This is a genomic window from Streptomyces sp. TLI_55, from assembly GCF_900206255.1.
Lineage (GTDB): Bacteria > Actinomycetota > Actinomycetes > Streptomycetales > Streptomycetaceae > Streptomyces > Streptomyces aquilus.
Genome location: NZ_OAOJ01000001.1, coordinates 744,699 through 758,528, shown reverse-complemented (window position 1 = coordinate 758,528; position 13,830 = coordinate 744,699). Strand labels below are relative to the sequence as shown.

The following is a 13,830-nucleotide window of genomic DNA, read 5'->3' as shown; positions in this document are numbered from 1 at the left end:
AGGAACCGACGCACACCACGAGTCAAACGCAGACGGCGGCGAACGGCGAAAGCTGCGGGGCGGACGGGTTCACCCGAGGACGGTGAGGGCGCTCAATGGTCGTCCTCCTCCGAGCCGCAGGAGCTGCCGGTGGGCGGCAGGGAGCCGTACAGCAGGAAGGCCTCGACCTTGCGCTGTACGCACTTCGAGGAGCCGTACCCGGTGTGGCCTTCGCCCTTGTTGTCGAGCACCACGGCCGCGTCGCCCAGCCGCTTCGCGGTCTCCACCGTCCAGCGGTACGGCGTCGCCGGGTCGCCGCGGGTGCCGACGAGCAGCATCTTCGGGCTGTCGACGTCCCGGACGTCCTCGCGGATGTAGTCGGTGCCCTTGGGGCGGCCGTAGCACGTCAGCACCTCGGTCAGGCGGTAGCGGCCGAAGACGGGGGACACCTCCTCGTACTCGGCGCGCAGCCGGCCGAGGTTGCGGGTGATCTCGTCGGCGCTGGGGCGGTCCGGGTCGTCCGCGCAGTTGATCGCCATCAGCGCGGCCGGCAGGTTGTCCAGCGGGACCTCGTCCTCGTCGGCGAGCCCGCCGTTGCCGTCGCCGTCGTCGTCGGCCGCACGGCGGGGCAGCGCGTAGCCGCCGCCAGTGAAGCTCAGGACGCCCCGCGTGTCACCGTCCTCGACGAGCTGGGCGATCGCCCGCTCCAGGGACGGCCACAGCTCCCTGCTGTAGAGCGCCTGGGAGATGGCGCCCACGAGGTCCTGGCCGGAGAAGGCGCCGCCCCAGTCGGTCGGCACCGGGTCCTCGTCCAGCGAGTCGATGAGCCGTACGACCTGGTCCCGGGCGCTGCGCGGGTCCTGGCCGAACGGACAGGCGACGTCCTCGGCGCACCAGTCGATGAAGTCGTCCAGTGCCTTCTGCTGCCCTTCGGCGCCGACGAGGGCCTGCTCCGTCATGGGCTCGGTCAGTGTGTCGACGCCGTCGAGGACCAACCGCCCGACCTTCTTGGGGAATTGGGCCGCGTACACGGCGCCGAGCCGGGTTCCGTAGGAGAAACCGAGGTAGTTGAGCTTCTTGTCGCCGAGTGCCTGGCGCATCACGTCGAGGTCGCGGGCCGCGTCGACCGTGCCGATGTGGGACAGGACGGGGCCGGAGTGCTCGGCGCAGGCGGCGGCGGCCTTCTTCAACTGCGTGAGCACGGACCGCGGATCGTCGCTCACCTCGGAACCGTCGTCCGTCGCCGCCAGTGCCTCGTCGGTGCCGTCCCCGCAACTGACCGGCGAGGACCGGCCGACGCCGCGCGGATCGAAGGACACCACGTCGTAGCCCTTGGCCAGGCCCATGAACTGATCTCCGCCGGCGGCGAGTTCGCTGACGCCGGCGCCGCCCGGACCGCCGAAGTTCAGCAGCAGCGAACCCCGGGAGTCGCCGGTCGCCCGATAGCGGGCCAGGGCCAGTTCGAGCGTGCCCGCCTTGGGCCGGGAGTAGTCGAGGGGGACGGTGACCTTGCCGCACTGCAGGTCCTTGGGCGCGTCCAGGCCCTTGCACTGGGACCACGTGACCTTCTGGTCGTAGAACCGCGACAGATCCGGTTCGTCGTTGTCCTTGTCCGTGGTCACCGTCGGCAGCCCCGCGCCCAGCAGCGCCAGTCCGACCGCCCCGGTGACCGCGCAGTGCCGGAGCAGGGGCCGCCCAGACAGCTTGGCCAGCATCGATGCCTCCAAGGGCGCCCGTCGCGGACCGGGAGATCGGCACCCACGCTCACGATAGGCGGCCTCCGGAAGGGGCGCCTCCGGACGGGCGGGATCATATGAAGTGCCTTATCCTGCGCCACTCCATGTGCATTCGACGGTTTTACCGCTAGTTCGACAACCGTGCCGCTCGATGGGGTGAAAGGCCGATAAGCCATAACTCGGATGGTTCACCCGCGTTTTATCCGGTGCGGGCGACTGCCCGTGACCAAGTCTGGAAGGCAGGGAACCTATGAGACGGGTTACCCGAAACGGTGTGATCGCCGTCGCCGCGCTGTCCGGCGCCATGGCTGTGTCGATGCCGGCGTCCGCCGATTCGTCGGCGGACGGAACCGCGGCCGACTCGCCCGGGGTGATCTCCGGCAACACGATCCAGCTGCCGGTGCACGTACCGGTGGACGTCTGTGGCAACACCGTGAACGTGGTGGGGCTCCTGAACCCGGCCGCTGGCAACGGCTGTGCCAACGAGGGCGGGGGCGAGTCCGCCGGACCGGCGGGCGCCGCGGCCGGGGGCGACGAGAAGGACTCGCCCGGGGTGATCTCGGGCAACGGCGTCCGGCTCCCGGTCCACCTCCCCGTGAACGTCACGGGCAACAGCGTGAACGTGGTCGGCGTCGGCAACCCGGCCACCGGCAACGAGTCCGTCAACACCCCCGGCGACGCCCCCGGCGAGACCCCGCAGCACCCGGCCCCGAAGCCGCCCACGCAGCCCACGCCGCCCAAGGCGCACCCGGGCCCCAAGGCCACCGCGCCCGCACCCCGGCAGCCCGTGGCCTCCCTCGCCCACACCGGCACCGACCTCACGCTCCCGGCCACGGCGGGCAGTGCCGCGCTGCTGCTCGGCGGAGCGGCCCTGTACCGGCGGTTCCGCCCCGGCGCGCAGCGCTGACGCCCCTGCGTGCGAGGCCGACGGAAGACCCTGCCGGAATGGCGACCGGCGGGGCCTCCGCCGTGCTCATCGCGAGCAGCCGCGACAGCCGTCGGCGAGGCCACCGCGGGCTCACCGAGCCGCCACGGTAGCCGTCAGCAGCACCATCCCCGAGTCCCCGTAGTCCGGCAGCGTCGGATCGGAGTCGAGGTGATGCACCGTCAGTTCGCTGGTCAGCGGCGCGAATACGGTCCTCACGGTCTCCGGGTCCACCGGACAGCCCGGCCACCGCGACGCCGGCCCGATCCGGTACGTCGGCATGTTCTCCATGAACGCCGCCACCAGAAACCCGCCCGGCGCGACGCACCGCACGAACGCCCGGCAGAAGTCCGCGAACTCCTCGCGGTCCTCGGTGGCCCCCTCCGCGACGAAATGCATCGACGCCAGCCCGTACCCGCCCCGTTCCAGGGTCCGGACGTCCTGGTGGACCACATGCACCCGCGCGAGCGACCTCGCCAGCGTGGACGGCAGATCGGGGTTGAGGCGGCGGCCCAACGCGTGGAAGGGCAGCCAGCTCGCCTCCGGCCCGCACAGGATCTGCCGCTCCAGATAGGCGACGTTGCCGGCCCCCGCCTCGACGGCCTCGATGCGACGGCTGGCGGCCGACGCGAGGATCAGCGGGTAGAGGTTGGGCCCCGCGCCGAACTCCACCGATCGCGCGATCTCGCCCGGCGCGAACCGGCGGTAGAAGGCCGAGTGGTGGGCGATGACGGCGGCGTCCGACGAGTGCAGCTCGCGGTAGTTCTCCGCGAGGTAGTCCGCGATCGGCCAACGGTCCCAGTCCACGTCGTCGTTGTGCGTCGTCATCATCGACTCACCCCTTCCACCCGTCGCCGGCGCACTGACTCGACCGCCGCCGCCTCACCCCTTGGAGCGCAGCCGGAACCTGGCGGCCAGCCGTGACAGCGTCGCCGTGAGCCGCTCGATGTCCTCGTCGGAGTTCAGCGCCGTGATCTGGACGCGGAAACCGACCCGGTCACGGGGTACGAGGGGATAGGCGGCGAGCGTCACGTAGATGCCCTCCTCCCACAGGAACGCGGCGACCGCGTCGAGGTCGGACGGGTCCGCCAGCGGGATCTCCACGATGGGCAGCCGGTCCCTGTTGAGGGTCAGCACCTCCAGGTCGTCGAGATGGTCGAGCACCCGGACCGTCTTGCGGTACAGCTCGGCCCGTATGCCGTCGCCGCGACGCTCGTTGACGTCCAGACCGGCCAGCACGGTCGCCAAGGACGCGGTGGGCGACGGGCCCGAGTACAGATAGGGGGCCGCGGCCGTCTTCAGCCGCTCCTTGAGCTCGGTCGGCAGCGCGAGGAAGGCCAGCAACGACGAGTACGCCTTGGAGAAGCCGGCGGTGAGCACGATCCCGTTGTACGTCTCCCCGGTGTGCCGCACCAGGCCGTTGCCGCGCGCACCGTACGGGCTGCTCTCGTCGGGGCGGCGCTCGCCGACCACCCCGAAACCGTGCGCGTCGTCCACGTAGAGGGTCGCGCCGCGGCTGCGGCACACGGCCGCGAGGGCGGGCAGGTCCGGCAGGTTGCCGCTCATGCTGTTGACGCCGTCCAGGCACACCAGGCGGGGGCCGCTGCCGGGGACCGCGGCGAGCAACGCGTCCAGTTCCTCGGGGCGTTCGGCGTGGAAGCGGCGCAGGGTGGCGCCCTGGCTGCGGGCGGCGACGCACCCGTCGTACACGGTCCGGTGCGCGGTCGCCTCGACGAGGACATGGCCGCCCTCGGCGAGCACCGGGATGACGGAGGAGTGGATGAGCGTCAGCGTCGGCAGCAGCAACGTGTCGGGGGCGCCCAGGAGTTCGGCCAGCCGCTCCTCGATCTCGGGGTACGGCCGCGGGCTGCCGATGAGCCGCGACCAGCTCGGGTGGGTGCCCCATCGGCGCACCATGGGCTCGATGCGGGCGGCGATCTCCGGGTCCCAGTCGAAGCCGAGGTAGTTGCAGGACGCGAAGTCGATCAGCCAGTGGCCGCGGCTGCGGATGTGCCGGCCCCGCACCTCGTCGAGGACCGCGTCGGTCATCAGGCTGGTACGTCGCAGATGCTCCAGGTCGGCCCAGCGCACCGCCCGCTCACCCCGCACCGGCGCCCTGCCGGCGGCGGGCGCCCCGTCGGTGACGGTCGCGCGCCGGACGCCGTCCCGCTCCCGCAGCACCCGCTCGCTCTGCCGCACCGTCATCGGCCGGGCGAACAGAAAGCCCTGCCCGAACCGGCACCCCATCCCGGCCAGCAGGTCCCGCTGCCCGGGCTCCTCGATCCCCTCGGCGATCACCTGCATCCCGAGCGTGTCGGCGATGCGCACGATGCCCTCGACGAGCGCGACCTGCTGCGGGTCGCGCGTGATGTCGTCGATGAACGTCTTGTCGATCTTCAGTACGTCGATCGGGAAGTCCCGCAGATAGCGCAGCGAGGAGAAGCCGGTGCCGAAGTCGTCCACGGCGATGTGGACGCCCAGCTCCTTGAGCGCCTGGAGCACCCCCTGGATCTGGATGTCGTGGCGCAGCAACAGCGTCTCGGTGAGCTCCAGTTGGAGTGATCCCGGGGCCAGCCCCGGTGTCCTGAGCGCCTCGCCGACCTGGTCGACGAAACCGGCGTCCCGGAACTGCCGGGCGGAGACGTTGACGCTGACGTACGGCGGCTCGCCCGGGCCCGGCAGCCGTTGCAGCCCCGCGATGTCCTGGACCGCGTTCTCCAGCACCCAGGAGCCCAGCACCGCGATGTGCCCGGTCTCCTCGGCCAGCGAGATGAACTGCTCAGGCGACACCGGCCGGCGGCCCGGGGACGGCCAGCGCACCAGCGCCTCGAAGCCGACCACCTCACCCGCGGTGATGTCCACGACGGGCTGGTAGCGCAGCGCGAACTCCTTCCCGGCGACCGCCTGGGCGAGCGCGCTCTGCAGGTCGTGCCGCTCGACCATGCGGCTGTGCAGCAGCGGCTGGAAGCGCCGCCACTGCCGCTTGCCGGCCGCCTTCGCCGCGTACAGCGCCAGGTCGGCGTGGCCCAGCAGTTCCTCCGCGTCGGTGCTGTCCCGGGCCGTGGCCACCCCGACGCTCGAGGAGACGGTCACCGACTCCTCGCCCAGCACGAACGGCCGGGTCAGCGTCTGGATCACCTGCGCCGCCAGCAGCTCCGCGTCCAGTGGCTCGCGCGCGTCCTCCATCAGCACCGCGAACTCGTCGCCGCCCAGCCGGGCCGCCGTGTCGGTGCGCCGCAGCGCCTTGGACAGCCGGCTGCCGACGGCCCTCAGCAGATGGTCGCCGGCGGAGTGCCCGAGGGTGTCGTTGACCAGCTTGAAGTCGTCCAGGTCGATGAAGAGCAGACAGGTCAGGGAGGACTCGCGGCGGCCGCGCAGCAGGGCCCGCTCGATGCGCTCCAGGAGCAGGGTCCGGTTGGGCAGGCCGGTCAGGGAGTCGTGGAAGGCCCGCTGGGTCAGCTCGTGCTCCAGGCGCCGCTGCTCGGTCACGTCGCGCAGGGTGACCACGAGTCCGGCGACCGTGCGCTCGTCGCGGAAGTCGCTGCACCGCACCTCCACCTCGACCCGGCCGTCCCGGTGCCGTACCCACCAGTGGTCGTGGGTGGCCCGCGGTCCGCGCTCCCGTACGGCGTCGAGCTGCCGGGCCGCCCGGTTGCGGTCACGCGGGTCGACCAGGTCGGGCAGGGGCGCCCCGACGAGGTTCGTGTGGCCGAAGATGGAGGCCGCGGACGGGCTGGCGTAGCGGACGGTGTTGTCGTCCTCGACGATCAGGATGACGTCGGAGGTGTTCCGCACGAGGGTACGGAAGTAGGCCTCGCTCTCGCGGCGGATGATCTCCTGGCGCAGTGCGACGCGCTCGACGGCCAGGCCCGCGTGGGAGGCGAGGATCTCCAGCGAGGCCCGGGTCTCGCGCAGCGGTTGGCGCGGGCCGCCGACCAGCAGTACCCCCGGGATCTGTGCCGTGGGACGGTCGGGCGGCGTCATCGGGCAGGCGAGGACGGCGGGCAGACCCGCGAAGCCGGCGGCGAGATCGCGGTCGATCTCGGCGCGGGACATCATGCGGCTGCCGTCGGGGGTGAACTCGGCGGCCCGCTCGGCGGGCAGCAGCCGGGTGCGGTGGCGGACCGCGGGGCCGAGCAGGGTGTCGACGGCCGTCTCACACGACCGGGCGACCTCCTCCAGCCGTACCGCCGAGACCAGCGAGGCCCCCGCCCGGCGCAGCGCCAGCTCCCGTGCGACCGCCTTGCGGTGGACCACGACGATGCCCGCCAGCCGCAGGATGACCAGCAGGAACAGCGCACTGGAGAAGGCGGCGATCACGGAGGTGTGGTGGAGTGAGCCGCTCAGCCCCTCGTAGAGCAGGACACCGGGCGCGATGAGGGTCGCGGCGGCCAGCAGGAGCAGGCGGCGCGGCCGGGGGAGCAGCGACACCTTCTGCGGTACGGCCGCGGTCAGGGCCGCCATCGACGGGTGCAGGGCGGCCAGTCCCCACGCCGTGTAGAAGACGATCCACCCGGTGTCCAGCAGGGTGCCGGTCTCCCACGTCGCGTTCAGCTGGAGGATGCCGTACGCGATGTCGAAGCCCAGCAGCGTCGCGGTGCCGACGAACAGCAGCTGCACCGACCGGTTGTGGCCCTCCACCGGGCTGGGGGTGAGCAGCCGTGCCAGCAGGGCGAGGACCAGCACGTCACCGAGCGGGTAGGCGATGCTGATGGCCCGCTGCTCCCAGGTCAGCCCCTCCACCTCGGCCAGCGGCAGCACCAGGTAGACCCACACCGGCAGCGCGAGGCCGCTGGTGAGGATCAGCGCGTCGAGCAGACTCGGCAGGTCGTGGCCCGACCACCAGTAGTGGATCAGTCCGGACAGGCCGATCGCGAAGAGCGGGTAGGTGGCGAGGTAGCAGGCGTCCGCGGGGGAGGGGAACGGGTTGGAGGCGTCGAAGTAGTCCTCCATCACGTTGTAGTACGTGTCGCCCGCGATGAAGGTCAGCAGCCCGGCGGCGAGTACCCACCAGGGCCAGCGGTGCGCGGGGCGGTGCAGCCGGCTACCGGTGAGTATGGCGGCGACACCGGAGAGCCCGATGACGGCCCACAGCGGCGTACGCGCAACGGGAACCGTCAGGTAGACGAGGGTGGCGACGGCGACCGCCGAGATGTAGGCCGCCATCAGCCGGTGTGCCGGCAGCAAGGGCAAGCGCCTCCCCCTGTGGAGGAGACCGGGCCGTCCTACCTGGTCCGGGATCCTCTTTCGATCGTAGGCACCTCACCCGGACGGCTGCATCCCGAGCCCCATGGGCCCCTCACCGCTCGTGGAAGCGGCGGTGCAGCGCGTGCACCTGTTCCGTGAGCTCCGGCACCGGCCCGTCCACCACCACGTCCGGTGCCACCTCCCGCACCGGCAGGGCCCGCACCGGAGCCGCGGGCACGCCCAATCGGCCCAGCCACTCGACCAGTTGCTCGGAGGAGGCCACGTACACGATGCGGCCGAGGCCCACCCAGGCATGCGCGGCCGCGCACATCGGGCAGTGCTCGCCGGAGGTGTACACGGTCGCCGCCGCCCGCTCCTCCGGCGTCAGATGGGCCGCGGACCAGCGCGCCAGTTCGAACTCGGGGTGCCGGGTGCGGTCCCCCGAGGCCACCCGGTTGTGGTCCTCGGCGAGCACCGCGCCGTCCCCGCCCACCAGGACCGAGCCGAACGGCTCGTCCCCGGCCGCCAGTGCCTCGGCGGCCAGCTCAACACAGCGGCGCAGATACGGCAGCTCCTCGTCCTTCACGACCATGGCGTACGGCCCTCCTCGACCCGGCGACTGCGGAATGTTCCCGGACATCATGGCCCGTAAAGGTGTTGCCGCGGATGCCCCCTGGTGCTGGAGTGAACCCATGGATCATGACGCGGTGCTCGCCCTGTACGACCGGGACATGCGCGAGGGCGCACAGCCGGACAGCCCGGAGTCCCGGATCGAACGGACGGACAAGGTGGTCCGGCAGGTCTCCACCGCGCATGGCTGGAACGGCGTGGTGTGGTCCGATCTGGACGCCGGCAGCGCGGACGCCGCGATCGCCGAGCAGATCGCGTACTACTCCGGGCTCGGTCACGAGTTCGAGTGGAAGCTCTACGGCCACGACCTGCCCGTGGACCTCGGACAGCGGCTCCGAGCGGCGGGGTTCACCCCGCAGCCCGAGGAGACCCTGATGATCGGCGAGGTCAACGACCTCACCCTGGACGCCGAGCCGCCCGAGGGAATCCGCGTCGTTCCCGTCACGGACCAGGCCGGTGTCGATCTCGTGGCCGACGTGCACGAGGCGGCCTTCGGCACCGACAGCACCCGGCTGCGCCGCCAGCTGCTCGCCCAGCTCACCGCCGACCCCGAGACCGTGGTCGCCGTCGTGGCCCTGGACGGGGACACGCCGGTCAGCGCGGCCCGGATGGAGCTGGTTCCCGGCACCCGGTTCGCCGGGCTCTGGGGCGGTGGCACCGTCGAGGCGTGGCGTGGTCGCGGCATCTACCGCGCCCTGGTCGCCCTGCGGGCCCGCGAGGCCGTGGAACGCGGCTACCGCTACCTCCAGGTCGACGCCATGAGCACCAGCCGCCCCATCCTGGAACGCCTCGGCTTCGCACCACTGACCACGACGACGCCGTACCTGTACACACCGTGACGTAGCGCACGCGGACGGGATGTCACGCCGGTGCCCGCCCGAACCGTCGCAGAGTCATGACGACGAACCAGAGCAACCCCGGCAGCCAGAGCCAGAGCATCCTGCTCGCGGGTGCGAGCGGCGTCCTCGGCCGGCACATCACGCGCGCTCTGACGGACGCCGGGCACAAGGTCACCGGCCTGGGTCGCAGTCGGGACAACGGCGTGCGGGCCGACCTCATGGACCGCGACGCCGTGCTCCGCGCCGTCGAGGGCCGCCACTTCGACACGGTGATCCACGCCGTGACGGCCCTGAGCAAACCGCCCCTGCGCCACCGCGACATGTACGCCACCAACGCCCTGCGCATCGAGGGCACCGCCCACCTCATCGAGGCCGCACAGGCGACCGGCGCCCGCCGCTTCGTCGCGGAGTCGATGGTCTTCGGGTACGGCTACGGCGACCACGGCGACCGGGAGCTCACCGAGGACGACGCCTTCGGCCCGCGCGGCACGAACCCGGAGTTCGAGCGGCACCTCGCCGGGATGCGCACCAAGGAGCGGCTCACGTTCGAGGCCGCGGGTCTCGAAGGCGTGGCCCTGCGCTACGGCGCGTTCTACGGTCCCGGCGGCACCGAGAACCTCCTGCCCATGCTGCGCAAGCGGCAACTCCCCGCCCCCGCCGACCACGGCCATGTCGTCCCCTGGATCGAGCTGACCGACGCGGCCCGCGCGATGGCCGCCGCAGTCGAGCACGGCCGCCCCGGCCAGGCCTACAACATCGCCGACCGCACGCCCCTCGGGTTCCGTGCCCATCTCCTGGCCGTGGCAGCGGAGTTCGGGCTCCCGAAGCCACTGCCCGTGCCGCTGTGGACGATGCGTCCGATGTCGTACGCCCACGCGATCATGGCGTCGACCCTGCGGGTGTCCATCGCCAAGGCGGAGCGGGAACTGGGCTGGACGCCGGTGTACCCGTCGGCTCGGGAGGGACTGGCGGCGCTGCGGGCGGCGGCCTGAGCCAGGAAGTCCCTTCCCTTCCAGGGCAGTTCAGAGGTCCAGCTGGTACTCCACCGCCTTGTGCGTGGGTACGTATCCGAGGGCCGCGTTGACCGCGAGCATCGGCGCGTTGCCGTCCGCGGTGTCGGTGAGGAGCCCGGCGAGGTCCGGGTGCCGCTCGCGGGCCCGGCGGATCGACGTCGCCTTCATCCAGCGGGCGAGGCCCCGGCCGCGGTGCTCCGGCAGGACGGCCGTGCCGTAGTGCTGACCGTCGCCGAGTCCGTCCCCCGGCACCACCAGCTCCGAGAAGCCGACGATCGACCCCTCCGCCGTGTCGACCGCGGCGACGGTGTGCAGCAGATCCCCGCGCCGCGCGACCGCGTCGGCGGCCGCCACCACGCGCTCCACGTCCCACACGACCGTGCCGTAGTCGGTGCCCTCCATGGGCATGTCGTCCATGGCGCGCCGCGCATCCGCGTAGGACTGGGCCAGTTCGGCAGGCACCGTGCCGTCCCACTCGGTCAACTCGTAGCCCGGCCGGTCCTGTTCGGCGAGCGCGGCGAGGTCGACATCCTTCAGCGCGAGCCTGGCGTAGGTAAGAGACAGCACCTGGCGGAAGCCCCGCGCGGCGAGGAACTCGTCGGCGGCGGAGTCCTGTTCGGCCTGGGCGATGACCGATCGCCGTCCCTCGGCCCGGGCCACGGCCACGGCGGCCTCCAGCAGCCGCGTGCCGACTCCGTGCCGTCGCTCGCCGGCGTGGACGGCGATCTCCAGCTCGGCGAGATGCTCCTGGCCCTCCTTGGTGAACAGCCGGAGGAAGGCGGACCCGACCGGTGCGCCGTCGGCGCCCGAGGCGAGCCAGGCCAGCCTGCGGCTCGACGTGCCGGGTTCGGGGTCGGCCAGTGGCGTGATGCGCAGGGTCAACGGGGCTCCGTCACGGTCGGGTTCGGGCGGCGAGCCCGCCGAAGCTAGCCGCCGCCCGAACCCGAACGCAACGGGTTATCCACCCGTCTCCTGCCTCCTGCGCTCAGCGCCGTACCCTCGACCGGTCCAGCGCCGCCACACCCACCGCCGCGAGACCGATCTGGATCAGCCACTCGATCCAGTCCACGCCCTTGGTGTCGGCCACGTCGAGCCCCGCCGCGATCGCCGAGCCGAGCAGCGCGGCGACGATGCCGACGACGATCGTCAGCAGGATGCCGATGCGCTGCCGGCCCGGCACCACGAGCCGGCCCAGCACGCCGATGACGATGCCGATGATGATGGCACTGATGATCCCCGAGATCTCCATCCCAGCCCCTCCTCTCCAGACCCCCGCACTCGTTCACATGCCCCCGGAAACCGGCAACAGTCCGTGTCGTTTCAACCAACGGCCAACGTGGGGTCAAAGGTTGACCCGGTGTGTGAAGGGACGTCTGTTCAGTGCCCTGACTGCCATGTACCTTTCAAATCGCGTCGGTCCGGGGATTCCCCCGACCGAAGTTCTACGCGCGCAGATCTGCCCCGCGTCTACGCGTGTAGCCCGGCCCCGCACCCGCTCCTGCCCCAACCCCACCCGGAGGTAAGCCGGATGCCCCAGCTCCCCAGATCCCGCCACAGACTCACGACCGGCCTCGCGGTCCTCGGCCTGCTCGTCACGGGCGCCGCCGTCGAGACGTCCACGGCCATCCCGGCCGCCGCGGCCACCCCGCACCGCATCCTGTTCGACAACGCCCACGCCGAGACGGCCGGCAACGCCGACTGGATCGTCTCCACCAGTCAGCCCGACCCCCTGGGCCAGGACTCCTCCCCGTCGGCCGAGACCGACTGGACCGGCGCCCTCTCCTCCTGGGGCGTCGCGCTCCAGAAGACCGGCAACTACAGCCTGAAGACGCTGCCTTCCGGTTCCAGCCTTACCTACGGCGGCTCCGGCGCCCAGGACCTGGCGAACTTCGACACGCTCGTCCTGCCGGAGCCCAACACGCTGTTCACGACCGCCGAGAAGACGGCGATCATGAACTTCGTGAAGAACGGCGGCGGCCTGTTCATGATCTCCGACCACACCGGCGCCGACCGCAACAACGACGGCGAGGACGCGGTCGAGATCCTCAACGACCTGATGACCAACAACAGCGTCGACTCCACCGACCCGTTCGGCTTCTCCATCGACTCGCTGAGCATCAGCTCCGACTACCCGAGCGCGATCAGCGACAGCACCAACCCGGTGCTGCACGGTTCGTTCGGCACCGTCACCAAGAGCCTGATCGCCAGCGGTACGACGGCCACCCTCAAGCCCGCCGACAACTCCTCCGTCAAGGGCCTTCTCTACCGCACCGGTTACTCCGGCAACACCGGCGCCTTCTTCGCCACCAGCACCTTCGGCAGCGGCCGGGTCGCGTTCTGGGGCGACAGCTCGCCCATCGACGACGGCACGGGCCAGTCCGGCAACACGCTCTACGACGGCTGGAACGACTCGGGCGCCACCAACGCCGCCCTCGCCCTCAACGCCACCGAATGGCTGGCCGGCGCGAGCGGCAGCGGGGGTGGTGGCGGTGGCGGCGGCACCACCTGCACCGCCGCCCAGCTCCTGGGCAACAACGGCTTCGAGTCGGGCAACGGCACCTGGACCGCCAGCAGCAGCGTGATCACCAACTCCAGCAGCGAGTCCGCCCGTTCGGGCTCCTACTACGCCTGGCTGGACGGCTACGGCTCCGCGCACACCGACACGCTCGCGCAGTCGGTGACCGTCCCGTCGGCCTGCACCACCGCCACGCTCAGCTTCTACCTGCACGTCGACACCGCCGAGACCAGCACCAGCACCGCCTACGACACCCTCAAGGTGCAGGTGCTCAACAGCTCCGGCACGGTCCTCGGCACCCTGGCCACCTACTCCAACCTCAACGCCGCGAGCGGCTACACCCAGCGCAGCTTCAGCCTGGCGAGCTACGCCGGCCAGACCGTGACCCTCAAGTTCACCGGCACGGAAGGCTCCACGCTCCAGACCTCGTTCGTCATCGACGACACGGCACTCAACGTCAGCTGACCCTCGCCGCGGCCCATCCGGTCGCGGCCACCACCTCGGCCGCGATGTCGATCACCGTGCGCCCGTCGGTCACCACCCGCAGGGTGTCGGCGGGCGCACGCTCGTCCAGCATCCGCGCCTTGCGCGCGCTGCCGAGCAGCTCCTGCTCCAACTCGGACCCCAACTCCCGCCCGGCCAGCCGCTGTCCGGCCGTCTCGTCGGTCGCGGTGAGCAGAATCCGTACGATCCGCACGTCGTCGCCCATGACCCGCCGCCACATCCCGGTCGCCGCCTCCAGCACGGACACGGTGTTCGTGTAGACGAGCCTGCGGTACCCGAGCGCGGCGTAATTGGCCCATACGGCGGTGATGTTGCGCTCGGCGACAAGGGCCCGGTGGGGATCGCCCGCCGGCGCGGGATGCACCGCCCCCATGAAGTCCCCGTCGAGTACGGCATGCGCGACCTCGGCACCCCGCAATCGCGCGGAGACCTCCCAACCTACGGTCGTCTTCCCGACCCCGGCCCGGCCGCCGATGAGCAGTACCTCGCAGTGCTCCATGGG

General features: G+C 71.6%; 11 protein-coding genes. 4 read left to right on the top strand and 7 right to left on the bottom strand.

Annotation, left to right across the window (positions count from 1 at the left end; translation table 11 throughout):
- Window positions 1-92 precede the first annotated feature (92 nt).
- Complete coding sequence (locus CRP56_RS03715; RefSeq protein WP_097260149.1) at window positions 93-1,694, bottom strand: alpha/beta hydrolase; 1,602 nt, start codon at window positions 1,692-1,694, stop codon at window positions 93-95.
- A 271-nt stretch (window positions 1,695-1,965) separates the two neighbouring features.
- Here CRP56_RS03715 and CRP56_RS03710 point away from each other — a divergent pair, with 271 nt between their 5' ends.
- On the top strand, window positions 1,966-2,622 hold the full coding sequence (locus CRP56_RS03710) for a chaplin (RefSeq protein WP_097260147.1): 657 nt from the start codon (window positions 1,966-1,968) through the stop codon (window positions 2,620-2,622).
- Between the two features lie 111 nt (window positions 2,623-2,733).
- Here the strand turns inward: CRP56_RS03710 and CRP56_RS03705 are convergent, their stop codons facing one another.
- The 3 genes from CRP56_RS03705 to CRP56_RS03695 all read right to left on the bottom strand — a co-directional run bounded on the left by CRP56_RS03705 (window position 2,734) and on the right by CRP56_RS03695 (window position 8,419).
- Window positions 2,734-3,468 carry a methyltransferase gene (locus tag CRP56_RS03705; RefSeq protein ID WP_097273687.1) on the bottom strand — a complete coding sequence of 245 codons (735 nt, stop codon included), beginning with the start codon at window positions 3,466-3,468 and terminating at the stop codon, window positions 2,734-2,736.
- 54 nt (window positions 3,469-3,522) lie between these two features.
- Entirely contained in the window at window positions 3,523-7,806 is a 4,284-nt protein-coding gene (locus CRP56_RS03700; RefSeq protein WP_097273685.1) for an aminotransferase class I/II-fold pyridoxal phosphate-dependent enzyme, read from the bottom strand.
- A gap of 133 nt (window positions 7,807-7,939) precedes the next feature.
- Window positions 7,940-8,419 (bottom strand): nucleoside deaminase, encoded by a 480-nt coding sequence (locus CRP56_RS03695; protein WP_097260145.1) that lies wholly within the window; start codon window positions 8,417-8,419, stop codon window positions 7,940-7,942.
- A gap of 100 nt (window positions 8,420-8,519) precedes the next feature.
- On the opposite strand from CRP56_RS03695, the gene CRP56_RS03690 reads away from it, so the two are divergent.
- Both CRP56_RS03690 and CRP56_RS03685 read left to right on the top strand, forming a co-directional pair.
- A complete protein-coding gene (locus CRP56_RS03690) occupies window positions 8,520-9,296 on the top strand; it encodes a GNAT family N-acetyltransferase (RefSeq protein WP_097260143.1) in 777 nt (258 codons plus the stop codon).
- A gap of 56 nt (window positions 9,297-9,352) precedes the next feature.
- The gene (locus CRP56_RS03685) at window positions 9,353-10,288 is read left to right on the top strand and encodes an NAD-dependent epimerase/dehydratase family protein (protein ID WP_097260140.1); all 936 of its coding nucleotides are present in this window, start codon (window positions 9,353-9,355) and stop codon (window positions 10,286-10,288) included.
- A 30-nt stretch (window positions 10,289-10,318) separates the two neighbouring features.
- On the opposite strand, the gene CRP56_RS03680 is transcribed toward CRP56_RS03685, so the two are convergent.
- Both CRP56_RS03680 and CRP56_RS03675 read right to left on the bottom strand, forming a co-directional pair.
- Window positions 10,319-11,191, bottom strand: a complete 873-nt coding sequence (locus CRP56_RS03680) for a GNAT family N-acetyltransferase (RefSeq protein ID WP_097260138.1) — start codon at window positions 11,189-11,191, stop codon at window positions 10,319-10,321.
- 103 nt (window positions 11,192-11,294) lie between these two features.
- A complete protein-coding gene (locus tag CRP56_RS03675) occupies window positions 11,295-11,558 on the bottom strand; it encodes a GlsB/YeaQ/YmgE family stress response membrane protein (protein ID WP_097260136.1) in 264 nt (87 codons plus the stop codon).
- 279 nt (window positions 11,559-11,837) lie between these two features.
- Here CRP56_RS03675 and CRP56_RS03670 point away from each other — a divergent pair, with 279 nt between their 5' ends.
- Complete coding sequence (locus CRP56_RS03670) at window positions 11,838-13,289, top strand: hydrolase (protein WP_097260134.1); 1,452 nt, start codon at window positions 11,838-11,840, stop codon at window positions 13,287-13,289.
- Here CRP56_RS03670 and CRP56_RS03665 read toward each other — a convergent pair.
- Entirely contained in the window at window positions 13,282-13,827 is a 546-nt protein-coding gene (locus CRP56_RS03665) for a hypothetical protein (protein WP_097260132.1), read from the bottom strand. The genes CRP56_RS03670 and CRP56_RS03665 overlap by 8 nt on opposite strands.
- Window positions 13,828-13,830 lie beyond the last annotated feature (3 nt).

What these genes read in the sequence shown, in the direction of transcription:
- CRP56_RS03710 (WP_097260147.1), top strand. Translation starts at nt 1,966, where the DNA reads ATGAGACGGGTTACCCGAAACGGTGTGATCGCCGTCGCCGCGCTGTCC.
- CRP56_RS03670 (WP_097260134.1), top strand. Translation starts at nt 11,838, where the DNA reads ATGCCCCAGCTCCCCAGATCCCGCCACAGACTCACGACCGGCCTCGCG.
- CRP56_RS03695 (WP_097260145.1), bottom strand. Translation starts at nt 8,419, where the DNA reads ATGGTCGTGAAGGACGAGGAGCTGCCGTATCTGCGCCGCTGTGTTGAG.
- CRP56_RS03675 (WP_097260136.1), bottom strand. Translation starts at nt 11,558, where the DNA reads ATGGAGATCTCGGGGATCATCAGTGCCATCATCATCGGCATCGTCATC.
- CRP56_RS03690 (WP_097260143.1), top strand. Translation starts at nt 8,520, where the DNA reads ATGGATCATGACGCGGTGCTCGCCCTGTACGACCGGGACATGCGCGAG.
- CRP56_RS03665 (WP_097260132.1), bottom strand. Translation starts at nt 13,827, where the DNA reads ATGGAGCACTGCGAGGTACTGCTCATCGGCGGCCGGGCCGGGGTCGGG.
- CRP56_RS03685 (WP_097260140.1), top strand. Translation starts at nt 9,353, where the DNA reads ATGACGACGAACCAGAGCAACCCCGGCAGCCAGAGCCAGAGCATCCTG.
- CRP56_RS03705 (WP_097273687.1), bottom strand. Translation starts at nt 3,468, where the DNA reads ATGACGACGCACAACGACGACGTGGACTGGGACCGTTGGCCGATCGCG.
- CRP56_RS03715 (WP_097260149.1), bottom strand. Translation starts at nt 1,694, where the DNA reads ATGCTGGCCAAGCTGTCTGGGCGGCCCCTGCTCCGGCACTGCGCGGTC.
- CRP56_RS03700 (WP_097273685.1), bottom strand. Translation starts at nt 7,806, where the DNA reads ATGGCGGCCTACATCTCGGCGGTCGCCGTCGCCACCCTCGTCTACCTG.